22 protein-coding genes are annotated in these 22,147 nt (G+C 70.2%); 14 read left to right on the forward strand and 8 right to left on the reverse strand.

Annotated elements, in window-relative coordinates:
- The first annotated feature begins 7 nt into the window (after positions 1-7).
- The 3 genes from ACFY04_RS33545 to ACFY04_RS33555 all read left to right on the forward strand — a co-directional run bounded on the left by ACFY04_RS33545 (position 8) and on the right by ACFY04_RS33555 (position 4,662).
- Positions 8-2,590 carry a cation-translocating P-type ATPase gene (locus ACFY04_RS33545; RefSeq protein WP_389122680.1) on the forward strand — a complete coding sequence of 861 codons (2,583 nt, stop codon included), beginning with the start codon at positions 8-10 and terminating at the stop codon, positions 2,588-2,590.
- A gap of 5 nt (positions 2,591-2,595) precedes the next feature.
- The gene (locus ACFY04_RS33550; RefSeq protein ID WP_107470136.1) at positions 2,596-2,826 is read left to right on the forward strand and encodes a DUF1918 domain-containing protein; all 231 of its coding nucleotides are present in this window, start codon (positions 2,596-2,598) and stop codon (positions 2,824-2,826) included.
- 87 nt (positions 2,827-2,913) lie between these two features.
- A complete protein-coding gene (locus ACFY04_RS33555) occupies positions 2,914-4,662 on the forward strand; it encodes a GAF domain-containing protein (RefSeq protein ID WP_389122682.1) in 1,749 nt (582 codons plus the stop codon).
- A gap of 13 nt (positions 4,663-4,675) precedes the next feature.
- On the opposite strand, the gene ACFY04_RS33560 is transcribed toward ACFY04_RS33555, so the two are convergent.
- The 3 genes from ACFY04_RS33560 to ACFY04_RS33570 all read right to left on the reverse strand — a co-directional run bounded on the left by ACFY04_RS33560 (position 4,676) and on the right by ACFY04_RS33570 (position 6,673).
- A complete protein-coding gene (locus tag ACFY04_RS33560) occupies positions 4,676-5,404 on the reverse strand; it encodes a response regulator (protein ID WP_386120612.1) in 729 nt (242 codons plus the stop codon).
- A 114-nt stretch (positions 5,405-5,518) separates the two neighbouring features.
- Complete coding sequence (locus ACFY04_RS33565) at positions 5,519-6,163, reverse strand: CBS domain-containing protein (protein WP_319194487.1); 645 nt, start codon at positions 6,161-6,163, stop codon at positions 5,519-5,521.
- 45 nt (positions 6,164-6,208) lie between these two features.
- A complete protein-coding gene (locus ACFY04_RS33570; protein ID WP_389122684.1) occupies positions 6,209-6,673 on the reverse strand; it encodes a Crp/Fnr family transcriptional regulator in 465 nt (154 codons plus the stop codon).
- Positions 6,674-6,904: 231 nt separating this feature from the next.
- Between ACFY04_RS33570 and ACFY04_RS33575 the strand changes: the two genes are divergently transcribed.
- From ACFY04_RS33575 to ACFY04_RS33620, 10 genes are all read left to right on the forward strand, one after another.
- Entirely contained in the window at positions 6,905-7,339 is a 435-nt protein-coding gene (locus tag ACFY04_RS33575; RefSeq protein ID WP_389122686.1) for a pyridoxamine 5'-phosphate oxidase family protein, read from the forward strand.
- A gap of 101 nt (positions 7,340-7,440) precedes the next feature.
- On the forward strand, positions 7,441-8,307 hold the full coding sequence (locus ACFY04_RS33580) for a potassium channel family protein (RefSeq protein ID WP_389122687.1): 867 nt from the start codon (positions 7,441-7,443) through the stop codon (positions 8,305-8,307).
- Positions 8,308-8,679: 372 nt separating this feature from the next.
- Positions 8,680-9,216, forward strand: coding sequence for a hydrogenase maturation protease (locus ACFY04_RS33585; protein WP_389122689.1), 537 nt, complete (start codon positions 8,680-8,682; stop codon positions 9,214-9,216).
- Between the two features lie 42 nt (positions 9,217-9,258).
- A complete protein-coding gene (locus ACFY04_RS33590; protein WP_389122690.1) occupies positions 9,259-10,428 on the forward strand; it encodes a 4Fe-4S dicluster domain-containing protein in 1,170 nt (389 codons plus the stop codon).
- Positions 10,425-10,910 (forward strand): cyclic nucleotide-binding domain-containing protein, encoded by a 486-nt coding sequence (locus tag ACFY04_RS33595; RefSeq protein ID WP_389122693.1) that lies wholly within the window; start codon positions 10,425-10,427, stop codon positions 10,908-10,910. The genes ACFY04_RS33590 and ACFY04_RS33595 overlap by 4 nt, the downstream gene beginning before the upstream one ends.
- Complete coding sequence (locus tag ACFY04_RS33600) at positions 10,907-11,713, forward strand: FAD/NAD(P)-binding protein (RefSeq protein ID WP_389122695.1); 807 nt, start codon at positions 10,907-10,909, stop codon at positions 11,711-11,713. Before ACFY04_RS33595 ends, ACFY04_RS33600 begins: the two co-directional genes overlap by 4 nt.
- 1 nt (position 11,714) lies before the next feature.
- A complete protein-coding gene (locus ACFY04_RS33605; RefSeq protein WP_389122697.1) occupies positions 11,715-12,533 on the forward strand; it encodes an oxidoreductase in 819 nt (272 codons plus the stop codon).
- Complete coding sequence (locus ACFY04_RS33610; RefSeq protein ID WP_389122700.1) at positions 12,530-13,894, forward strand: Ni/Fe hydrogenase subunit alpha; 1,365 nt, start codon at positions 12,530-12,532, stop codon at positions 13,892-13,894. The genes ACFY04_RS33605 and ACFY04_RS33610 overlap by 4 nt, the downstream gene beginning before the upstream one ends.
- 248 nt (positions 13,895-14,142) lie before the next feature.
- Positions 14,143-15,018, forward strand: a complete 876-nt coding sequence (locus ACFY04_RS33615; protein WP_389122703.1) for a universal stress protein — start codon at positions 14,143-14,145, stop codon at positions 15,016-15,018.
- A 103-nt stretch (positions 15,019-15,121) separates the two neighbouring features.
- Positions 15,122-16,597, forward strand: coding sequence for an AAA family ATPase (locus ACFY04_RS33620; protein ID WP_389122749.1), 1,476 nt, complete (start codon positions 15,122-15,124; stop codon positions 16,595-16,597).
- A gap of 630 nt (positions 16,598-17,227) precedes the next feature.
- On the opposite strand, the gene ACFY04_RS33625 is transcribed toward ACFY04_RS33620, so the two are convergent.
- Both ACFY04_RS33625 and ACFY04_RS33630 read right to left on the reverse strand, forming a co-directional pair.
- Positions 17,228-18,217 (reverse strand): Acg family FMN-binding oxidoreductase, encoded by a 990-nt coding sequence (locus tag ACFY04_RS33625; RefSeq protein WP_389122705.1) that lies wholly within the window; start codon positions 18,215-18,217, stop codon positions 17,228-17,230.
- 27 nt (positions 18,218-18,244) lie between these two features.
- The gene (locus tag ACFY04_RS33630) at positions 18,245-19,120 is read right to left on the reverse strand and encodes a universal stress protein (protein WP_389122707.1); all 876 of its coding nucleotides are present in this window, start codon (positions 19,118-19,120) and stop codon (positions 18,245-18,247) included.
- A 335-nt stretch (positions 19,121-19,455) separates the two neighbouring features.
- Between ACFY04_RS33630 and ACFY04_RS33635 the strand changes: the two genes are divergently transcribed.
- Positions 19,456-19,875 (forward strand): CBS domain-containing protein, encoded by a 420-nt coding sequence (locus ACFY04_RS33635; protein ID WP_389122709.1) that lies wholly within the window; start codon positions 19,456-19,458, stop codon positions 19,873-19,875.
- A gap of 24 nt (positions 19,876-19,899) precedes the next feature.
- Here ACFY04_RS33635 and ACFY04_RS33640 read toward each other — a convergent pair whose 3' ends face one another.
- The 3 genes from ACFY04_RS33640 to ACFY04_RS33650 form a co-directional block, all read right to left on the reverse strand.
- Positions 19,900-20,775, reverse strand: coding sequence for a universal stress protein (locus tag ACFY04_RS33640; protein ID WP_389122712.1), 876 nt, complete (start codon positions 20,773-20,775; stop codon positions 19,900-19,902).
- A gap of 77 nt (positions 20,776-20,852) precedes the next feature.
- On the reverse strand, positions 20,853-21,509 hold the full coding sequence (locus ACFY04_RS33645) for a CBS domain-containing protein (RefSeq protein ID WP_386089255.1): 657 nt from the start codon (positions 21,507-21,509) through the stop codon (positions 20,853-20,855).
- A gap of 9 nt (positions 21,510-21,518) precedes the next feature.
- Positions 21,519-22,145, reverse strand: a complete 627-nt coding sequence (locus ACFY04_RS33650) for a CBS domain-containing protein (protein ID WP_386089257.1) — start codon at positions 22,143-22,145, stop codon at positions 21,519-21,521.
- Positions 22,146-22,147 lie beyond the last annotated feature (2 nt).

Raw genomic sequence — 22,147 nt, forward strand, 5'->3', positions numbered from 1 at the left:
GACCGCCATGGCTATGACCCCGGCCACCGCAGAGGCACCGGTACGCACGCTCAGCGGGCTCACCGACCTCGAGGCAGAACGTCGGCTGGCCGAGCACGGCCGCAATGAGATCCCGCCCGCCCCGGCGACACCCTGGTACGCCAGGGTGCTGGCCCAGCTGCGCGATCCGCTGATCATGGTGTTGCTGGGCGCGGTGGTACTGACGATCGCGATCGGCGACCACGCCGACGCGGTGGTCATCGCCGTGGTAATCGTCGTCAACACAACCGTGGGCGTCGTGCAGGAGACCCGTGCCGACCACGCCGTGGCCGCTCTCTCCGCGATGTCGGCACCGAAGGCACGGGTCCTGCGGGACGGAGCCCCGCGTGAGGTCCCCGCCGCCCTCGTGGTGCCCGGCGATGTCCTGCTCCTCGCCGAGGGCGACATCGTGGCGGCCGACGCCGATGTCACCGAGGCGTCCGCCCTCATGATCGACGAATCCATGCTCACCGGGGAATCCGTCGCCGTGGACAAGGCGGACGATTCGACGGTGGGCGCGGGGACCGTGGTCGTGCGAGGCCGGGGTGTGGCGACGGTGAGGGCCACCGGCCCGGACAGCGCGCTCGGCCGGATCGCCGCGCTCCTCGACACCAAGCGGGAGCCGACACCCCTGCAACACCGTCTCGCCTCGCTGGGGCGCATCCTGGCCGTCGTCACCCTGGCCCTCTGCCTGGTGGTCTTCGGCCTCGGGCTCGTACAGGGCCTGCCGCTCGGGATCATGGCGGTGACGGCCATCAGCCTCGCCGTAGCAGCGGTCCCGGAATCCCTGCCGGCTGTCGTGACCCTGGCCCTCGCACTGGGAGCCCGGCGCATGGCGGCCCGGCACGCCCTCATCCGTCGGCTCCCCGCCGTGGAAACCCTCGGCTCCGTCACGGTCCTCGCCACGGACAAGACAGGCACCCTCACCGAAGGCCGCATGGTCGTCCAGCACGTGTGGACGCCACGGGCTGCGGTCGACTTCTTCGGAGTGGGGTACGAACCGCAGGGAGACGTCCTGGTCGAGGGCAGGCAGCCGACGGCGGCCGAGCTCGGCCCCGTACGGGAGCTGCTGACGGCCGCGTCGCTCTGCAACGACGCCTCCCTGCGGCCGCCCCAGGGAGAGCCCCCGCACGAGGACCGGTGGACCGCGGTCGGCGACCCCATGGAGGCCGCCCTCCTGTCGGCCGCCGTCAAGGCCGGGTGCGACGAGCCGGAGCTTCTCAGGCGCACCCACCCCAGGACGTGGGAGATCCCGTTCGACAGTGGACGCAAGCGCATGACGACAGTCCACCGCCTGCCGTCCGGCGGCGCCCTGGTGTGCCTGAAAGGTGCCCCGGAGGTGGTGCTGGACGCAGCCGTTCTCGCCGACCGCACCGACCTGGTGGCCGGCGCCCGGCAGCAGGCGGCGATCCTGGCCTCCCGCGGATACCGGGTGCTCGCCGTGGCGTCCGCCGAACACGCCGAGCAACCGGATAACGCGGAGACGGCCGAGGCGGGGCTGAGGCTCTTGGGCCTGGTCGCCATCAGCGATCCGCCGAAGCCCGCGGCAGCGGCCACTCTCGCCGCTTGCCACGCGGCCGGCATCACCCCGGTCCTGATCACTGGAGACCACCCGGCCACGGCACGCGCGATCGCCGTCCGCGTGGGCCTGTCCGGCGCGGACAGCGATGACGAGACCGTGGTCAACGGCCCCGATCTGGCGGCAGGCCGGGTGGCCGACCTCACCGCCGCACGCGTCTTCGCCCGGACCGATCCGCAGCAGAAGCTCGACATCGTCGACGCCTGGCGGGCCAAGGGGGCCGTCACCGCCATGACCGGCGACGGGGTCAACGACGGCCCCGCCCTGCGCCGCGCCGACATCGGGGTGGCCATGGGACAGCGGGGGACCGAAGTCGCCCGCCAGGCTGCCGACCTCGTGCTGACCGACGACGACCTGTCGACCGTGGTGGCGGCCGTCGAGGAGGGCCGACGGGTCTACGACAACATCCGCCGCTTCCTCGTCTATGGCCTGGCCGGCGGCGCCGCCGAGATCCTCGTCATGCTGATCGGCCCCCTCCTCGGTCTTCCGCTCCCGCTCCGGGCGGGCCAGATCCTGTGGATCAACCTCCTGACCCACGGCCTGACCGGGGTGGCCATGGGCGCCGAACCGGTGGACCCGGAGGCGATGCACAGGCCCCCGAGGCCGTCCGGCCAGCACATCCTCGGCGCGGGCGCCTGGCAGCGCCTCGTGGTGCTCGCCGCAGTCGTCACAGCCGCCTGCCTCACCGCCGGGACGGTCGCACGGGCCTGGGACCTGCCCTGGCAGAGCGTCCTCTTCCTGTCCCTGCTCGCTGCGCAGCTCGGCGTCGTGCTGGGCCTGCGAACCCGCTTGCTGACCCGGGAGAACCTCTTCCTGCCCCTGTCCGTCCTCGCCTCCGCCCTGCTCGGGGCGGCAGCGCTCTACCTCCCGCCGCTGCAGTCGGTTCTGGAGACCGCACCTCTTGGATGGCCGGGCCTTGCCCTGGCATCAGCCGCCCTCGTGAGCGGCTTCGCGGCAGCCCGACTCGCACGGCACGCTTTCCGAAGGAGCTGATGATCGTGAAGGCGCACACGTCCGAGCACGGTCCCCACGCCCGCGTGGGCGACGAGATCGTGGTGGGCGGGCCCTCGGTGGGCAAAGCGGGTCGCGACGGCGAAGTCGTCGGTCTGCACCACGACGACGGCACCCCGCCCTACGACGTCCGCTGGTCGGACACCGGCAGGACGACCCTCTTCTTCCCCGGACCGGACGCACACGTCCGGCATCTCGGCACCGACGACTCCGGCTGACGCCTTCAGCCTGCGCGGGAAGGCGGTGGCGGGGATACGGTGAAGAGGCAGGCCGGACTTCCCCTGGGCGCCGCTTGGAGGTAACGCATGGGCGGGGACGAGCAGGGTGCCGAGCGTTCGGGGCTGCCGCGGCTCCGGCTGGACGAACTGCTCGAAGAGCTCCAGGTCCGCATCGACGAAGTGCGCGGCACCAGGGACCGGCTCAACGGGCTCCTTGAAGCCGTGATGTCCGTCGGCCGGGAGCTCGACCTTCCGCAGGTCCTGAGGGGCATCGTCGAAGCCGCCGTCGTCCTGGTGGACGCGGAGTACGGCGCCCTCGGAGTCATCGGCGACGACCAGAAGCTCGCCCAGTTCCTCCCCGTCGGCATCAGCGACGACCTCCGGGCCGAGATCGGCGACCTGCCCTCCGGCCACGGCATCCTCGGCGAACTCATCCGCCACCCCGAGACCCTACGGCTGTCGGAGTTGTCCGATCACCCCGCCTCCTACGGGTTCCCGGCCCACCACCCCCCGATGCACTCCTTCCTCGGCGTCCCCATCCGCGTCCGCGAGGACGTGTTCGGCAACCTCTACATGACCGAGAAGCGCGGCGGCATCGACTTCGACGAGGAGGACGAGGGGGTCCTGTCCACGCTGGCGGTGGCAGCCGGCATCGCCATCGAGAACGCCCGCCTCTTCGAGGAAGTGCGTCTCCGGGAACGCTGGCTTACCGCCAGCTCCGACTTCACCAGTGCTCTGCTCTCCGGCTTGGCCGAAGCGGAGGTACTGGAGGGCATGCTGGAGCGGGCCCGCGACATCACGGGAGCCGACATCGGTGTCTTCTACCTCGTGGGCCAGGGCGGGGAACTGCGCGGCTCGCTGGCGCTGGGAGACGGCGCCGAGGCGCATCGCGGCATCGTGCTGCCCAGCAGCGCGGGAACCCTGGCAGCAGCCGCCCTCGGCGAGGAGGACGGACTGATCACTGTTGCCGACGTCGGAACCGAGGTCCGGATCACCGTGCAGCCGGAACGTTGGAAGGGCTTCGGCCCCGCCGTCGCCGTCACGGTCGGCACCAAGGAGAAGCTGAGCGGCGTCCTCATCCTGGCCCGCAGGTGCGGCCGCCCGGCGTTCGCCCGCGCCGAGATCGCAGCCCTGCCCGGTTTTGCCGGCCAGGCCGCCCTGGCCCTGGAGCTCGCCGACCGGCGCCGGGACGCCGAGCAGATGAGCATGCTGGAGGACCACGACCGCATCGCCCGCGACCTGCACGATCTCGCCATCCAGCGCCTTTTTGCCACAGGCATGACCCTGCAGAGCGCCCGACGCTTCGTCGAGCATCCCGAGGCTTCGGAACGGCTCGCCCGAGCCGTAGACGACCTGGATGCCACCATCAAGATCATTCGCTCGACGATCTTCGGACTCCGCGAACACGAGGCGCCCGGGGTTACGCCGAAGCTGCGGCTGCGTGCTGTCCAAGCCGTGGAGGAGGCCGCCCGGACACTCGGCTTCGCCCCGGCCCTGCGGATGGAGGGCCTGATCGACACCGACGTACCCCTCGAGACCGCGGACGCGGCGCTCGCCGTCATCGGGGAGGCGCTCACCAACGTGGCACGGCACGCAAAGGCGGGCCGGGCGGAAGTTTCCCTCTCGGCCGTCGAGGGCGTACTGACCGTACGGGTCACCGACGACGGAGTGGGAGTGGCACAGGGAGGCCGTCGCGGCGGGCTCCGCAATCTCGCCGAGAGGGCCGAACGCCTGGGCGGCGAGCTCTCCGTATCGGCGCACGGGTCGACCGGGCGGGGGACGAAACTGGAATGGCGGGTACCGCTGGATGGAGGCGACTTCCCACCCTCCGGGTGACCCCCGTCGACACTCAGCTCCGGCCCATGCCGTGCTCCGGCTCGTGCCCGCGCCCGTGTTCGTGTTCGTGGACCTGCGCGGCGATGACGGCGGCCTGCACCCGGCGCTCCACCCCCAGCTTGCCCAGCAGCCGCGAGATGTGGTTCTTGACCGTCTTCTCGGACAGGTACAGCCGCTTGGCGATCTGCGCGTTCGTGAGGCCCTCGCCGATCAGTTCGAGCACGGAACGCTCCCGCTCGGAGAGAGCCGCCAGCCGATCGTCGTCCGGAGCCTTGACGGTCTCCGGGTCCCTCAGCGAGTGCATCAGCCGAGCGGTCGTCGCAGGGTCCAGCATGGACTGTCCGGTCGCCACGGTCCGTACGGCCGAAACCAGGTCCGACCCCTTGATCTGCTTGAGGACGTAGCCGGCCGCTCCGGCCATGATCGCGTCGAGCAGCGCGTCCTCGTCATCGAACGAGGTCAGCATCAAGCAGGCGAGATCCGGCATCCGCGAGCGCAACTCGCGGCACACGGTGATCCCGTCGCCGTCGGGCAGCCGGACGTCGAGCACGGCGACGTCCGGGCGCAGCGCCGGCCCGCGGGTCAATGCCTGCTCGGCGGTCGATGCCTCGCCGATGACGTCGATGTCGGGCTCCGCGTCCAGCAGATCGTGCAAGCCGCGGCGTACTACCTCGTGGTCGTCCAGGAGGAAGACCCTGATGGGCGCCCCGGACGAGACAGAGGGTGCTGATGCGTCGGACATGTACGCCCCTGTAATCGATCGGCTGTGCGTACGTCTTGTCGTACGCATTGTCTCAGGGGAGCGGGCGGACGCACCTTGTGGTGCGTCCCAGAGCCGGCGCGGCGGTGAAGGGTTTCAGGCAGCTCCGGCGGGCTGCCCTTCCAGCTCCATCCGGACGTCCACCACGCCTTCCACGGCACGGATGGCGCGGGCCACCAGCGGCACCAGGGCGCGACTACGGAGAGATCCCCGCAGGGTGACGACGCCGTCCTTCACCGATGCCTGTAGATCTACCGGGGGAGCGAGCTCGGCGAGAACCGCGTCGCGGATCTCCTCCTCGATCTCCTCGTCGGTGCGCAGGAAGACCTTGAGCAGGTCGCTCCGGCTCACGACCCCCTCCAGCATCCCCACGCCGTTCACCACGGGGAGGCGCTTCACGTGCTTGCGGGCCATGATCTGGGCAGCTTCGGCGAGCGTGGCGTCGGGGTGCACGGTCACGGCCGGACTCGACATCAGCTCCTCGGCCAGCACACCCCCCGCCTTGGAAGCCTCTTCCATCTGATCGGGAAGCCGGGGGTCGTCCCGCCGGAACTCCTCCTTCGGCAGGAGATCCGCCTCGGAGACCACTCCGACGACACGCCCCTCGCCCTCCAGGACGGGAACGGCGCTGACCTTCCACTGGTCCATCAGCTCGACGATTTCCTTGTACGAAGCCTCACGGCCGATGGCCACGGCCGTATGGGTCATGACGTCGCTAACGGTGTACCGGGACGCGGGCATGACGCCCTCCTCACTGCTGGGGGTTCAGGTGCGGGACACCGGCCGTCAGAGATAGCTGCCACTGCCGTGCGGGGCATAGAGATCGAGCAACCGGATACGGGCGGCGTGCAGCCGGTGCGCGAGCACCTGCGCGACCCAGTGGCCCATCGCGGAGCCGAAAGCAGGGTCGGTATCCATCATCGTGCGCACCGTGGCGGCGTCGAATTCGTACGTGCGCACCGGCGTCGTGGCCACCGCGCCCAGTCTCCAGGCACTGGGCTGCAGCATCCACGAGCACCCCACGAGTTCGCCCGGTCCGAGCTTTTCGATCACTGCCGGCTGTCTGCCGGGCACATGCACGTCCAAGGCGACGATGCCGGTTCGGACGATCCAGAACCTGTCCGCCCGGCCGCCCTCGTTGAAGAGGCGCGCCCCCTCGGGGAAGTTGACCTCCCGTGCGATGTCCATCAGCCGGGAACGGTGCTCAGCCGGCAGCGCGCCGGCGATCTTTGTAGGGGGAGTGGTCCTCATGGCGGCCTCCGGTCGATTCCGATTCAATTCTGGGCGGCTCCAGAGGCGCTGGGTATGGGCCGACCAGCCCCCGATTCCGCAGGACAGGGGACCGTTCGGCCCTGGCACGGCACGCGAGGAGGCAAGGACGCTGGGTGAAGCCGACACCGACACGATGCGGTCGGAGCGGAGGGCCGTGTGATGGATCACGAAACCGCCTGGAGGCCCGACCGCGGCCCCGTCCTGGACCCGATGCGGTCCACGGAGCAGCTGGACCGCTCCGAAGCGTTGCGGCTCCTGGGCACCGTGCCGCTGGGCCGCATCGTCTTCACCCACCAGGCGCTGCCGGCCATCCGACCGGTGAACCACGTGGTCGAGGGGGAGGACGTGATCGTCCGGCTCGACGAAGGCGCTTCACGCGCGTCGCTGGTGGCGATCCCCGGCACACCCGGCATCGTCCTCGCCTACGAAGCCGACGCCATCGACCCCGACACGCATTTCGGCTGGGGTGTCGTGGTGATCGGCTACGCCGAGCTCGTCGAGAACCGCAAGGACGCCGAACGGCTTGAGGCGCTGCTCGACCCGTGGACGAACCAGCCGATGGCCGGCGTGCTGCGCATCCGGGCCGAACTCGTCACAGGGTTTCGCCTGGGGCCGGAACCTCGGCCGATTTCCGCCGCCGGGTGAGGCCCGGCACTGCTTCTGACACCTGGCGACGGCGTGGGCTGCGATCAGCGGCTACGGAGGTGCGCGAACCTGGGCGAAACGCGGTGGAAAAGAGGTGCCGGATGGATTGGCTGGTGACGGTCACGGGCGCGGCCCTGGTCCTGCTGATCCTGCGGGACGTGTTCCACACGCTGTGGCACCCGACGCGTCACGGCGGGCTGAGCCGCCTGGTCATGACCACACTGTGGCGGCTTTCGTCCGTCCTGGGCACCCGTCGCACGGCAGCCGGCCTGGCCGGCCCGCTCGCCATGGTGTCCGTCGTCGCCCTGTGGGCCCTGATCGTGGCGGCGGGCTGGGCGCTGATCTACTGGCCTCACATGCCCGAGGCGTTCGTGTACGCGGGAGGGTTGCACCCCGACGATCATGCGAGCCTGCTGGACGCGACCTACGTCTCGCTGGTCACGCTCTCCACGCTCGGCCTCGGTGACGTCGCACCCGCCGAGGGGTGGCTGCGCCTCCTCGCACCCCTGGAGGCGCTGGTCGGGTTCGCCCTTCTGACCGCGACGGTCTCCTGGATCCTCGGCATCTATCCGGCGTTGGCGCGCCGCAGGGCGCTGGCATTGCGGCTCTCCCACCTCTCCCGTACCCATCCCTCGAAGGAACAGATCGACTCCCCGGCCGGGGCCGCCATGCTGGACAGCCTGGCCACGGCGCTGTCCGTCGCAGCGGTCGACTTCCTCCAGTACTCGGAGTCCTACTACTTCCACGACGGCGACGACCGGACCTCCCTCGCCCACCAGATCGGCTATGCCCTCGACATCGCCGATGAGGCTTCGGAAGCCGGACACCGGGATGTCCGGCTCGCCTCCACGGTGTTGCGTTCCGCCCTGGAAGACCTCGCGAGCATCCTGGACGAGCGCTTCCTGCACACCCATGGCCCGCCCAGGCAAGCTCTCGACGCGTTCGCGCGCGACCACGGGCACCGGTGACCACGCCCTGCCGTGAGTCTTCCGGCGTGGACGACGACCTCGACCGTCACCCCGTTTCGACGCCGCGGCGTCGACACCGCGCTGCCCGGAAGACTCCGTCGAGGTCCGGACCGGCGATGTGCTCGTGGTGACACATGCCGGGCCAGGCCGCCTCCGCAACGGTCGCGCCTGGTCGCACGATGAGGCCGGAGCGGTCATGAGCAGCTCCGCCGTCTCCTTGCGGGCCTCGTCGCTCAGCGGTACTTCGCGGTACCGGGCGAGGACCCCGGGCAGGGGGCTGCGCCGTGCGCCGTTTGCCCCATGGCGCAGGACCGCGTCCCGCGCGTAGGGCAGGCTGTACCTGGAGACGCCCGACGAAGGAAGCGGGTACGTATGAAGCCGCTCGCCGGTACGGCGGTCATCGGGGTCGGCAACGAGTTCCGGCGCGACGACGGGGTGGGGTGGGCCGCCATCGCGTTGTTGTGCGAACGGGCCGCACAACGACCGCTGCCCTCCGGTACCGGGCTCGCTCGGTGCGACGGAGACCCCGGCAGGCTGATCACCCTCTGGGAGAACACGGCCCTCACCATCGTCGTCGACGCCTGCTTCCCTCTTTCGGGACAGCCCGGGCGAACGCACCGGTGGTGCGTGGCCCCGGGCGAGATGCTGCACCCGGCTTCCGCAGGCAGGCAGAGCACGCACGGGCTCGGGCTCGCCGAGGCCCTATGTCTCGCCGACAGCCTTGGGTGCGGCCCGGGCCGCCTCATCGTGTACGCGGTCGAGGGAGCGGACCGCTCGCTGGGCACGGGGCTCACGCCGGCGGTGGCGGCCGCCCTGCCGTATCTGGTCCGGCGCATCGAGGAAGACGTCCGGCAGTACAGCTGGAGAACTCGCCGGACCAGCTTCGAACCCGGGAGCCCGCTGGTCTGACATGCTGCCGGATCTAGGCACGTGGAGACCGAGAGGTGCACCATGACCGACGCTTCGGACGCCGGAGCCGTCCTCGGCCACCAGGACGAGGCGGTTCTCGACCGCGACGGTCTGGCCGCGCTCGTGCGTGTCCTGAAGCGGCGCGGCCGCACGGTGATCGGCCCGACCGTGCGCGACGGAGCGATCGTCCTCGAAGAGCTGGAATCCGCCGATGCGCTTCCCTACGGGTGGGGGGTCGAGTTGGAGGCGGGGCGGTACCGGCTCCGCCGCCGCGAGGACGGGGCGGCCTTCGCGCACAGCGCGGGACCCCAGTCGTGGAAGTCGTTCCTGCATCCGCAGCGCGTCCGTCAGTGGTCGGCGGACCGCGGCCCGGACGGTGCGCCGGTCGTCCGTGAGGAGAAGCAGGAGAGCATCTCGTACGCGTTCCTCGGCGTGCGGCCCTGCGATTTGCGTGCCATTCAGATCCTGGACCGTGTGATGAGCGGAGGCAGGTACCGGGATCCCGCCTACCTGTCCCGGCGGACGGGCGCCTTCCTGATCGCGGCCGAGTGCACCGAGCCGGGTGCCACCTGCTTCTGCGTCTCGATGGGGAGCGGGCCGGCCGCGGACGCCGGATACGACCTCGCCCTCACCGAGGTCGTGGACGATGCGGGTCACCGCTTCCTGTGCCGGAGCGGGAGCGAGGAGGGAGCCGCGGTCCTCGCGGAACTACCGCGCCGGAGCCCCGATGGTTCCACCCGAGCGGCTGCGACCCAGGCGGTGAGCGCCGCCGCCGAACGCATGGGCCGCTCCATGCCGCCGGTGGACCTGCGCACGCTGATGCGGGACAACCTGGAAGCGGAGCGCTGGGACGACGTCACCGCCCGGTGCCTCAGCTGCGGCAACTGCACCATGGTCTGCCCCACCTGCTTCTGCACCACCACGGAGGACGTCACCGACCTGACCGGCGATCACGCCGAGCGCTGGCGCCTCTGGGACTCCTGCTACGACCTGGACTTCTCGCTCCTCCACGGCGGCCCGGTCCGGTCCACCCCGCGCAGCCGCTACCGCCAGTGGCTCACCCACAAGCTGGGCACCTGGCACGACCAGTTCGACAGCTCCGGCTGTGTCGGCTGCGGCCGGTGCATCGTCTGGTGTCCCACGGGCATCGACCTCACCGAGGAAGCCCACGCCCTGCACCAGGAAGCCACGCAGCGGGAGAACACGCCGTGACCTCGCAACCGGGCGGGCCTCCCGGCGAGGAGGTGTTCGCCGCTCTGACGGCGGAGCACCGCGGGAAGCTGATGGCCCTCGCCCGGCAAGTCGCTCTTCCGGGCGGCACGCGGATCTTCGAGGAAGGGGAGAAGGCCGACCGCTTCTGGATCATCCGCTCGGGCACGGTCGCGCTCGATGTCCACATGCCCGGCCGGGGGCGAGTGGTCGTCGAGACCATCGGTGCGGGCAGCCTGCTTGGCTGGTCATGGCTGTGCCCGCCGCGGCAGTGGCACCTCGCGGCCGAGACCCGGGACCCCGTCCGCGCCTGGGAATTCGATGCCGCGGCCGTCCACGACCTGTGCGCCGAGGACACGGCGCTGGGCCTGTCGCTGGTCACCGTCGTCGCCGAGACCATCGGCGACCGGCTCCGAGCCACCCGCACCCGGCTGCTCGACCTGTACGGACCGCCGGGACCGCAGGGGAGCGGGCCGGTGCCATGACGCTCACGCCCCTCTCCTACCGCGTGGTGGACCGCCGCGACGAGACGCACGACACGGTCACGCTCGTACTGGAGCCTGCCGCGGATGCCCTGAAGCCCTTCGCAGTCGGCCAGTTCGCGATGCTGTACGCGTTCGGTGTCGGCGAGATCCCGGTGTCCGTGTCCCGGATCACGGACGGGCACCGACTGACGCACACGGTCCGCGCCGTCGGGGCCGTCTCCCGCGCACTGTGCGGGCTGCGGATCGGCGGGTGGGTCGGCGTGCGCGGCCCCTTCGGCACTGCCTGGGACTCGGCCGCCGCTCACGGCAACGATCTGCTCGTCATCGCCGGAGGCATCGGGCTCGCTCCGCTCCGTCCCCTCGTCGACGCCGTTCTGGCCGAGCCCCACGCCTTCGGGCGGCTGAACGTCCTCGCGGGCGCCCGGACCCCCGCCGATCTGCTGTACGGGGACGAGTTCCCCGCCTGGGAAAAGCCGTTCGGCGCCGTCACGGTCGACCGGCCTTCCGGCGGCTGGACCGGCCGGGTCGGCATCGTCACCACGCTGCTCCGCGAGGCCCGGTTCACACCGTCGGAGACGGTCGCCTTCGTCTGCGGTCCCGAGGTGATGATGCGCGCGACCGCACGCGCGCTGATCCACCAAGGGGTACGTCCTGACCGCATCCGGGTCTCCCTCGAACGCAACATGCGCTGTGCCACCGGCCATTGCGGACACTGCCAGCTCGGACCCCTGTTGCTCTGCCGCGACGGCCCGGTCGTCGGCTACGACCAGGCCGAGCCCCTGCTCACCGTCCGGGAACTGTGAGATGAGCACCCCCACCCCACCCCAGCCCCCTGCCCGCCCCCGCCTCGGCGTGTTCAAGTTCGCCTCCTGCGACGGCTGCCAGCTCACCCTCCTCGACTGCGAGGACGAACTGCTCGGCATCGCCGCCGAACTGGAGATCGCCCACTTCTTGGAAGCGTCCAGCGCCGCTGCTCCCGGCCCGTACGACCTCGTCCTCGTCGAAGGGTCGGTCAGCACACCCGAGCACGCCGAGCGCATCCGGCGCATCCGCGCCGAAGCCCGCCACCTCGTCACCATCGGGGCCTGCGCCACGGCCGGCGGCGTGCAGGCGCTGCGGAACTACGCCGATGTCGAGGGGTACCTGGCGACCGTCTACGCCCGCCCCGACTACATCGAGACCCTCGCGACCTCCACACCGATCTCCGCCCACGTACCCGTCGACTTCGAACTGCGCGGCTGTCCCATCGACCGCGGCCAGCTCGTCGAGGTCATCACCGCCTTCCTCGCCGGACGCAAGCCCGCCATCCCGAACCACAGCGTCTGCTTCTCCTGCAAGCGGCGCGGCAACGTCTGCGTCACCGTCGCCCACGGCACGCCCTGCCTCGGCCCCGTCACGCACGCGGGCTGCGGGGCCCTGTGCCCGACCTACGGGCGCGGCTGCTACGGCTGCTTCGGGCCGGCCGGAACCACGAACCTTCCCGCGCTGGTCCCGCTCATGCAGCGCGACGGGATGAGCGAGGAAGACATCGGCAGGTTCCTGCACACCTTCAACGTGACCGCCTTCACCGCCGTGGAGGAGCAAGGACAGCCCGGCGTGACCGACGCTGAAGGACCCGGATGAGCGATCCCACGCCCCGGTCCCAGGAGCTGCGCATCCCCTCACTCGCCCGTGTCGAGGGCGAGACCGCGCTGCACCTGAGGATCCACCACGGCACAGTCATCGAGGCGCGGCTCAAGATCTACGAGCCACCGCGGTTCTTCGAAGCCTTCCTCCGGGGCAGAGCGCACACAGAGCCGCCCGACCTCACCTCCCGCATCTGCGGGATCTGCCCCGTCGCCTACCAGATGAGTGCCTGCCGTGCCATCGAGGACGCGTGCGGCGTTGTCGTCGACGGACAACTGGCCGCCCTGCGCCGACTGCTGTACTGCGGCGAATGGATCGAGAGCCAGACGCTGCACATCCACATGCTGCACGCACCGGACTTCCTCGGCGAGGACGACGTGATCGGTCTGTCCCGCTCCCATCTGGAGCACGTCAAGCGCGGACTGCGCTTGAAGCAGACCGGTAACGCCGTGGTCGAACTGCTCGGAGGCCGGGCCATCCACCCCGTCAACGTCCGGCTCGGCGGCTTCCACCGCGCCCCGACCCGCGCCGAACTCCGCCCCCTGGAAGAACGGCTGCGCACCGCCCTCGACGACGCCTGGGACACGGTGCGCTGGGTCGCCGGCTTCGAATTCCCGGACGCCGAGTGCGACGCCGACCTGCTCGCCCTCGCCGAGGAGGGCACTTACGCCATCGAGTCCGGCGTGCCCACCGTGCTCCCGTACGACGAGACGCTCCCGCCCTACTGCTTCCCCCTGCGGGACTTCACCGACCACTTGGCCGAGGAGCAGGTCTCCCACTCCACAGCCCTCCACTCCCGTTTGGACGGCCGTAGGCATCTCACGGGCTCCCTGGCGCGCTGGGCGGTCAGCGGCCACCTGCTGTCCCCGCTGGCCCTGCAAGCGGCACGGGAGGCCGGACTGGGTGACGCCCCGTCGCGAGCGGGTGCCGGGCGGGGAGAGGTCTGCCGGAACCCGTACCGAAGCATCCTCGTCCGGGCGGTGGAAGTCCTGTACGCGGTGGAAGAGGCCCTCCGGATCATCGCGGAGTACGAGCGTCCGGCCAGCCCGTACGTGGAGGTGCCGGCCCGGGCCGGCACCGGCCACGGTGCCACGGAGGCGCCACGCGGCCTGCTCTACCACCGCTACGCGTTCGACGACGGGGGGCGTGTCACGGACGCCCGCATCGTGCCACCGACCGCCCAGAACCAGGGCGCCATCGAGGAGGACCTGCGTCGGCTGGTCCAAGCCGGCCTCGATCGGGGCGAGGGCTCCGAGGCCGAGCTCACCCGGCTGTGCGAGCGAGCCGTCCGCAACCACGACCCGTGCATCTCGTGTTCGGCCCACTTCCTGGAACTGGACATCGAGCACACTCAGTGATCACCCCAGGAGTGACCTCAACGGTCGGGCTCGCATCTGCCTCCTGCGCGCTGTGGAAGGCTTCAAAGTGCTCCTCGGATGACATACGGCCGTGTGCTCGGCGCGTTGGCACAGATGCTTCATCGAGTACCGCTTACGGTCGCTTCACGGCTACCAGCGCGAGCGCGGGGACGACAGGGCTCCGGCCGGCCGGCCGGAACCGGACACCTCACCGCCATTCCAGTCACCTACCAGACGGAGCAGCCGGCATGGAGCCAGTCGTCACTGTGGGCCTCGACGGCTCACCCGAGAGCCTCGCCGCTGCCCGCTGGGCCGCTGACGAAGCCGACCGCCGCAAACTCACGCTGCGCCTGTTGCACGCGTGGCCCCTGCTGGCGCCGGAACCGACCCACCTCCCCTCCGAGATGGATCAGAACTACTGGGCGAAGCGGATCGTGCACAACGCGAAGGCGGAGCTCCAAGCGCGCCACCCGGGCCTGACCATCGTCGGCAACCTGGTCGCCGAGGATGCTCAGGAGGCGCTGCTGAAAGCGTCAGCAGAGTCCGAGATGACCGTGCTCGGTTCGCGAGGGCTGGAGCCCGTCGAGAGCTATTTCCTGGGCGACATCAGCATGCCCGTCGTGGCACGGGCCGAGCGGCCGGTGGTCCTGGTGCGCGCCGGGACGCGCGAAGAGGGTCCGCCGTCCGCTCCAGGTGCCTCAGGCGGCGTAGTGGTGGCATTGAAATTGCACGGTCCGTGCGACGACCTGCTCGCGTTCTCCTTCGCCGCCGCCGCGGCACGGGGCGTTCCCCTGCAAGCCGTCCACGGCCGAAGCATGCCCCTCCACGCTCACGCTCCCTGGGGCGTGGACCACGACGTGACCGAGAAGATCAGGCAGGACGCGCAGAAGGTCCTGAGTGACGCTCTCCGCCGCTGGCGCGAGAAGTTTCCGAGCGTGGAGGTAACTCCCGGTATCGGTCTTGAAAGCCCTACCAAGGTCGTGGTCCGGACCGCCGAGGGGGCAGGACTACTGGTTGTCGGCCGACGCAGGCACCGCCCTGCCCTGGCACCCCCATTGGGTTCCGTGGCCACCGCCGCGATCCATCACGCGCGCTGCCCCGTCGCTGTCATTCCCCATGACTGAGCCGAGCCACCACGAGGAGCCGCCGGTGCCGGCGCACCGGACCGACGCGTCCGCGCTCCGGACCGGCACCGGCCTCCAGGTTCCGCCACTACCGCGCGCAGAGGTGTGCGAGACGCACACCGCGGTCCTGTTCTTCGTCGGTGACCGCGCCTACAAGCTGAAGAAGCCGGTCGACCTGGGGTTCCTCGACTACACGACCACGGCGGCCCGGCGGGCCGTGTGCGAACGAGAAGTCGCCCTCAACCGTCGCTTCGCCCCTGATGTCTACCTGGGCCTGGGTGAATTTCGCGGACCGGACGCGGACACGCCCGAACCTCTCGTGGTGATGCGCCGCATGCCGGCGGAACGCCGCCTGTCCCTGCTCGTGAGTCAAGGCGCCGACGTCGACGAAGCCCTGCGGTCTGTCGCACGCCTCCTCGCCTCCCGTCACGCGGACGCGCTCCGCGGCCCGGACATCGACGAGCAGGGCAGGCGGGACGCGCTGTCCGCGCGCTGGGAAGCGAGCTTCACGCAGGTCAGGGGACTGACCGAAGACGGCCAGCTGCTCGACGGGGTGGAGGAGACCGAGCGCTTGGTGCGTCGCTATCTCGCCGGCCGCGAGAAACTGTTCGACGCGCGTATTGGGCAGGGGCGGGTGGTCGACGGCCATGGCGACCTGCTCGCCCAGGACATCTTCTGTCTCGACGACGGCCCCCGCGTCCTGGACTGTCTGGAATTCGACGACCGCCTTCGCTACGTCGACGGTCTCGACGACGCGGCCTTCCTCGCCATGGACCTGGAGCAGACGGGTGCCCCGGAGGCCGCGGCGTTCTTCCTCGCCCAGTACAGCGAGTACTCCGGCGACCCCGCACCGCCGTCCCTGTGGCACCACTACGTCGCTTACCGCGCGTTCGTCCGTGCCAAGGTGTCCCTGATCCAGGCAGCTCAAGGCGCCCGCGGCGCGCAGGCGGCAGCGCGGCGACTGGTCACCACGACGCTGCGCCACCTGCGTACCTCCGCTGTCGGCCTGACCCTCGTCGGCGGCCTCCCGGGCAGCGGAAAGTCCACGCTCTCCGGCGCATTGGCCGATCGCCTGGGCGTCACGCTGCTCAGCAGCGACCGCCTCCGCAAGGAGCTGGCAGGCATGTCGGCGGAGGAATCCGCGGCCTCCGACTACGGCGAAGGGCTGTACACGCCCGAGTGGACCACGAGGACGTACGCGGCCCTGCTCGACCGGGCGTCCGCCCTGCTGTCCCGGGGCGAGTCCGTCGTCCTCGACGCCACCTGGTCCGATGCCGGACAGCGTGAAGCCGCCCTGCTCATGGCCGGACGCACCAGCGCCGACCTGGTGGCCCTGCACTGCCAGGCTCCGGGAGATGTGTCGGCAGCGCGCCTGAGCACCCGCGCCCCCGGGGCGTCCGACGCCACCCATGAGGTGGCCAAGGCCATGGCAGCCGCGGAGCCGCCGTGGGAGGAGGCCGTCCCCATCGACACAGGCGGCCTTCTGGAGGCCGCGGTCATCCAGGCGATGGCGGCCGTACGCCCGTACGGCGCCGGCCAGGCCCCGGTCTTCCGCCGCCCCTACATGGAACCGGACTGAGGCGTGAGGCGATGCAGCGTGCAGCGGCACGCTCGCCGCGACGGACGTCCTGCCGGAGCATTGCCGCATGTCGTGCATGGCCGAGTCCCGAGACATGGCCATGGCTCGGGCCGACTGAACCGTTTCCCTGCCCTGGGCCTCGGATCTGCGCGCAGGAGGTGCCGCGCTGTTTGGGCCGTGCGGCCCTGGTCGGGGGGCCATTCAGCCCTGCACCACCCCTTCCGCCCGGTGGAGCATGGCCCTGTGGGGTCCTTGCGAAGCGGGGAGGAAGGGGACACGGGACATGACACCGACGTGGACGACCACAGGAGTGTTCACCGGCGCGGGTGGCGTCCGCACCGACGAGGCCGGGGTCATCACCGGCGAGGTGAGCGTACGCACCATTTGGAAGGACGGACAAGCCCACATCGCGGTGCAGTACGGCGGTGCCCCCCAGTGGTGCACCATGACCGGAAGCCCCCTGTCCTGTAGCGAACGAGCCAGTCGGACCGTGCACCAGAGCGCTGTCGAAGCCGTTCGGGCAGGCGCCGCGGCCACGGCCCGGGGTATCTACCCAGAGTCATGATTGTCGGGACAAGCGGCCGATCGCCGAGGTACGTGCCGAGGCACAAGGCAGCTTCATCTCCTGTTTCAGCGGATGTCCAGCACCTCGGCCACCGGGCGCCGGGGCGTTACCGGGCCCTGCGGTCCGTAGCCGAGCCGGATCACCATCTGGACATGGGTCATCGCCGAGCCCGGATCGCGCACCGTCCAGCGGAGCGCGGGCCATTCGAGAGGCTGCGAAGTCATGGACGTGACCAGTCCGTCGGCGGTGGCTTGAAGGAGAACCCGCTGCAGGGCCTGTCCTGCTCGTAGCCAGTCCTCGGGCCCGTCACCCGAAGTACCCAGCAGCACGATGTGCGGGTTCTGCTCGAAGGTGGCCCACCCACGCCCGGGAACGCGCCGGGAGCGACCGAAGTCGCGCACGACCCCACCGCGACCCGCGTGCTTCGGACCGAATGCGTCCACGGAGATTCCGTCTGGACGGGTCTGGCCTTCCGGAGTGTCGGCATGTGTCCACGCCATCGTCTCCGCCGTCATCGTGGGATCCATCTCCTCGCGATGCTCGGAGTCGTGTACCAGGCCCAACACCGTGTCGGTGTGCCAGGCGTCCGGCACGGCCAGGCGACACCCTTCGAGAAGGGCGGCGGCTCGCAGACCGTCCAATAGTGCGGGAGCGATCTCCTCCTCCGCGAAAGGGAAACGGCTGGAGTGACGTCGCCGTACGGCTGGATGGAGGGTTCCGAGTTCGCTGTCCGTGGGCCCGGGTTCCCGGAGGTTGGCAGCGGCCAGCAACCACGGAACGTCCGGGTCGGGCAGCAGCCGTACGTCAGCGCCCCAGCCTGCCGAGGCTGCGGACACCCGTAGGTTGAACAGAGCGGCGGCGCAGCCCACATGGAGGGCGCGGTGGTCCGGGTCGGCATGGGGCATGGCACGGCCAGGGTCGCCGTACAGCTCGATGAGCCCGGAGGCCGGTCGGTAGAGGAACTTCCATGGCTGGGCGTTGTGCATGGACGGAGCCGTGACAGCATCCTCGATGAGCGGAATAATCTCTGCCGGGTTCGGAAGCGATGCGGTCATGAGACTTTCCTGCCTGTGCGGTGGGCCTCACTCGTGGGCGATGACGGCCACCGGCGAGACCGCGTGGTGCATCACGGCGTGTGTGATGGGGCCGATGTGAGTGCCGAATGCGGAGTGGCGGATACGGCGGCCGACGACGACGAGGGCGGCGGTGGAGGCCGCGTCGAGGATTTGAATCGCCGGCTGGCCGATGGTGGCCCGGGAGTCGACCTGCAGCGAAGGGTACTTCTCGTGCCAGGGGCTGATCATCTCGTCCAGTGCGGTGGTGATGCCGTGGGCCATTTCCTGCTGGACCCCCGGGTCGAGGGCTGGTGCGTAGCTGAGGATGGGCGGTGGCGACCAGCCGTGGATGATCACGAGCGGGCAGTGGCGGTGCGACGCCTCCTCGAAGGCGAAGGCGAGCAGCTTGTCACAGGGCTGGTGGATGTCCACGCCGACCACGATGAGCCCGCGGTCGCGGGTGCCGTCCGGCGGATTGCCCGCGCGGTCCACCGACCGGACCAGCACGACGGGGCGAACGGCCTCGATGAGGGTGGCAGTGCTGGTGGACCCGACGAGGAATCCCGCGATGCTGCCGAGCGCGCGTGAGCCGAGTACGAGCATGTCGGAGTCCTCGGCGGCGTGCGTGAGCGCCAGGGAAGGCAGCCCGCCCACTCGGCGTGTGTCGACCTTCAGGGACGGATGTACGCGGCGCGTCTCATCGGCGGTGTCGCGGAGGACGGCCTCTGCCCACTGCCGACGTTCCTCGGTGGTCGTTACGGGAAGGGGGGGATTCTCCAGCCATTCCTCTGCATGGACCAGGTCCAGGGAGGCACCGCGGAGCTCGGCCTCATGGGCTGCCCAGCGGGCAGCCGCCGTACTTTCCGGGGACCCGTCGAGACCGACGGTCACTCGGTTCGCCATGGTCTCCATTTCCTTCTGCATGGGTCGGCGCTTCTCCCGCCCACTTCAGCCTGACTGCCCGACGGTCTCCTGTTGAGGGGCCGGTCGGCCCCCCGTGGGACCGACCGGCCCCGTCTCCGGTGCGGTGGACGAGAGGTCTGGGGCCTTGATCAACCAGGGCGGTCACGTCAGGCGGTCTGTCGGCTGGCCCGGCGTCCGGCAAGAGCCCGGAAGGCCTTGGGCTGTTCTCCATGGCGCAGGGAAGCCACGCCCCCATGATCTCGCGTCGACGAGCGCGGCGCTGGGCCCAAGCCCAGACTGGAGGCGGACAGGGATACGCACGTGAGGAGGCAGCCATGACCACCGCACGGGACATCATGCACAGCGGTGCCACCTGCGTACAGGAGACCGAGACGCTCATGGACGCGGCCCGGCGGATGAGCGAACTGGACGTCGGTGCGCTGCCGATCTGCGGGCCCGACGACCGTCTGCACGGCATCATCACCGACCGTGACATCGTGCTGAAGTGCCTGGCCAAGGGCAAGGACCCGCACCACATGACAGCCGGGCAGCTCGCGCAGGGCAAGCCGATCACGGTCGACGCTAGCGCTGACACGAGCCAGGTGCTGCAGACGATGCAGGATCACCGTATCCGGCGTGTCCCGGTGATCGCCGACCACCGCCTCGTCGGGATGATCAGCGAGGCCGATCTCGCCAGGCACCTGTCCGAGGAGCAGGTAGGCCACTTCGTCGAGACGATCTGCGCGGAGCGGTAAGCCGCAGCGCGTCGTCTTGCACCGCTATTCGTGCGCGATGACGGCGACGGGTGCCTTGGCGTGGTGAAGGACCGAGTGAGTGACCGGTCCGATGTGCGCGCCGATCGAGGACTTTCGGATGAGGCGGCCGACGACGATGAGACCCGCTTCGGAAGACCTCTCGACGAGTTCTGTAGCGGCGTGCCCGGCGCTCGCGCGCGAGATGACGCCGACATCCGGGTACTTGTCCCGCCAGGGTCCCAGGACGTCGCCCAGAGAGGCCTCCGCGCTCATTTCGAGCTGGGCGTGAACTCTCGGGTCGTACGCCGCGCCGTACCCCACCAGCGGAGGCAGTGACCAGCTGTGCAGGACATGGAGGGCGCAGGCCCGTCGCGCCGCCTCCTCGAAGGCGAAGGTGAGCAGCGCATCGCACGGCCGGCTGATGTCAACGCCCACCAGCAGCTCACGGGCTGCGTGCCGGTGGTCGGGGTGCGGCACCGCGTCCTCGCTCGCCCGCACCATGACCACCGGCCGTACCGTCGCCTGGATGACCGCCATGCCGACGGAACCGAGGACGAAGCCCGTGACGGTGCCCAGTCCCCGAGAGCCCAGGACGATCATGTCCGCGCCGGCCGCGACGCCGACGAGCTCGGCGGCCGGCCTGCCGTCGAATGATCGGATACCGACCTCCAATTCGGGGTGGCTCGCGCGCAGTTCGTCGGCGGTCTCATTAAGCAGCGCCTGAGCCCAGTGGCGGCGTACATCGCTCGTCGGCACCGGGCGGTCGCGGGGAGATGACCATTCCTCGGCGTGGACGAGGTGGAGCGGCACGCCGCGCAGGAGGGCCTCTCGCGCCGCCCAGTGGGCGGCCGCGAGGCTTTCCGCGGATCCGTCGAGGCCGACGACGATTCGACCGTTCATGATGGCTTCTCTCGGCAGGGGTCCGCATCGGTCAGGGAGTTCGTCTCCGCCCGTGTCGAGGCGGAGCGCCGGCTTCTTCAGACTGAGTTCGTGTCGTCGATGGCGTATCCGAGATGCTGGGTTACGGAGACCACGCCGTCCACGGTCCGGCAGAGGCGTTCGATGAGCGGGATGAGGCTCCTGAAGTCGACGGTTCCGTGCAGTTCGACCCGGCCGTCGGTGACGGCCACGGTGATGGCTGAGGGGCTCTGACGCACGCCGAGTTCGAGCACATCACCCATGATCTCGTGACGGATGTCCTCGTCGTCCCGGAGGAAGATCCGCAGCAGGTCCCGTCGGCTGACGATTCCGATCAGTACGTCCGAGTCGTCCACGACCAGGAGCCGCTTGACTCCTTGGGCTTCCATCAATCGGGCGGCTTCGGCGACGGTCCAGTCCGGTCTGGCGCACACGGGGGGCGAGGACATCAGCTCCTCGGCACGCGTACCCGCGGCCTTGTCCTCCTGCCAGGCCTCCCGTTCGGGAAGTGACCGGAAGTAGTCGCTTTGGCCTGCGGACTTCGGCAGCAGGTCCCGCTCCGAGATCACGCCGAGCGGGTGGCCGGAATGGTCGACGACCGGGACGGCCGACACCTTGTGTTCCGTCAGGGTGCGGGCGATCTCCTTGAAGGGGGCGTTGTTGGGGACGGTGACGACCTCGCGGGTCATCAGCTCGCGGACTTCCCGATGCTTCATGCTCTTCTCCTACCGCTCCGCGGTCGGCCCAGCGCCGACCGACACGTCGTCCTGCTCGTAGTCGAGCCGGTTGACCACGTCCACGACGCCGTCGACGCTCTGACACAGGCGCAGCACGATGGGGACCAGGCTGCGTCGGCCGACGGTCCCGCTGAGGGTCACCAGCCCGTCGGTGACCTCGACGGTCAACGACGACGGGCTGAGCCCGAGGGTGCGGGTCAGAACGTCTTCGAGGATTTCCTCCTGGATCGCGTGGTCCCTGCGCAGGAAGAGCTGAAGCAGGTCGCTGCGGCTCAGGATGCCGATCAGTCGGCCGGCGGCGTCCACTACGGGCAGTCTCTTGACTTGGCGCCCCCGCATGACCCGCGCTGCGCGGACGACGCTCCATTCGGTCCGAGCGGTGATGGCGGGGCTGGTCATGACATCGGCGGCGGTGTTCGCGCCGCTGCCGGAGCTGCGCTTGCGGAGCAAGTCGGCTTCGGAGACGACGCCCACGGGGCGTTCGGCCTCGTCCACCACGGGTACGGCGGAGATGTCGAACTCCTTCAAGAGTCTGGCGATTTCCTTGAACGGGGTGCCGCGCCGGACGCTGACGGCTGTCGGGGTCATCAGGTCGGCGACGCTGCGGTGCCTCATCG

Source organism: Streptomyces sp. NPDC001549 (assembly GCF_042894025.1).
Lineage (GTDB): Bacteria > Actinomycetota > Actinomycetes > Streptomycetales > Streptomycetaceae > Streptomyces > Streptomyces kutzneri.

Bases quoted from the DNA above. Each gene is read 5' to 3' on its own strand.
- ACFY04_RS33650 (WP_386089257.1), bottom strand. From the start codon at position 22,145: ATGAGGCACCGCAGCGTCGCCGACCTGATGACCCCGACAGCCGTCAGC.
- ACFY04_RS33560 (WP_386120612.1), bottom strand. From the start codon at position 5,404: ATGTCCGACGCATCAGCACCCTCTGTCTCGTCCGGGGCGCCCATCAGG.
- ACFY04_RS33565 (WP_319194487.1), bottom strand. From the start codon at position 6,163: ATGCCCGCGTCCCGGTACACCGTTAGCGACGTCATGACCCATACGGCC.
- ACFY04_RS33600 (WP_389122695.1), top strand. From the start codon at position 10,907: ATGACGCTCACGCCCCTCTCCTACCGCGTGGTGGACCGCCGCGACGAG.
- ACFY04_RS33555 (WP_389122682.1), top strand. From the start codon at position 2,914: ATGGGCGGGGACGAGCAGGGTGCCGAGCGTTCGGGGCTGCCGCGGCTC.
- ACFY04_RS33610 (WP_389122700.1), top strand. From the start codon at position 12,530: ATGAGCGATCCCACGCCCCGGTCCCAGGAGCTGCGCATCCCCTCACTC.
- ACFY04_RS33635 (WP_389122709.1), top strand. From the start codon at position 19,456: ATGACCACCGCACGGGACATCATGCACAGCGGTGCCACCTGCGTACAG.
- ACFY04_RS33630 (WP_389122707.1), bottom strand. From the start codon at position 19,120: ATGGCGAACCGAGTGACCGTCGGTCTCGACGGGTCCCCGGAAAGTACG.
- ACFY04_RS33580 (WP_389122687.1), top strand. From the start codon at position 7,441: ATGGATTGGCTGGTGACGGTCACGGGCGCGGCCCTGGTCCTGCTGATC.
- ACFY04_RS33570 (WP_389122684.1), bottom strand. From the start codon at position 6,673: ATGAGGACCACTCCCCCTACAAAGATCGCCGGCGCGCTGCCGGCTGAG.
- ACFY04_RS33545 (WP_389122680.1), top strand. From the start codon at position 8: ATGGCTATGACCCCGGCCACCGCAGAGGCACCGGTACGCACGCTCAGC.
- ACFY04_RS33615 (WP_389122703.1), top strand. From the start codon at position 14,143: ATGGAGCCAGTCGTCACTGTGGGCCTCGACGGCTCACCCGAGAGCCTC.
- ACFY04_RS33575 (WP_389122686.1), top strand. From the start codon at position 6,905: ATGCGGTCCACGGAGCAGCTGGACCGCTCCGAAGCGTTGCGGCTCCTG.
- ACFY04_RS33605 (WP_389122697.1), top strand. From the start codon at position 11,715: ATGAGCACCCCCACCCCACCCCAGCCCCCTGCCCGCCCCCGCCTCGGC.
- ACFY04_RS33625 (WP_389122705.1), bottom strand. From the start codon at position 18,217: ATGACCGCATCGCTTCCGAACCCGGCAGAGATTATTCCGCTCATCGAG.
- ACFY04_RS33645 (WP_386089255.1), bottom strand. From the start codon at position 21,509: ATGAAGCATCGGGAAGTCCGCGAGCTGATGACCCGCGAGGTCGTCACC.
- ACFY04_RS33590 (WP_389122690.1), top strand. From the start codon at position 9,259: ATGACCGACGCTTCGGACGCCGGAGCCGTCCTCGGCCACCAGGACGAG.
- ACFY04_RS33640 (WP_389122712.1), bottom strand. From the start codon at position 20,775: ATGAACGGTCGAATCGTCGTCGGCCTCGACGGATCCGCGGAAAGCCTC.
- ACFY04_RS33585 (WP_389122689.1), top strand. From the start codon at position 8,680: ATGAAGCCGCTCGCCGGTACGGCGGTCATCGGGGTCGGCAACGAGTTC.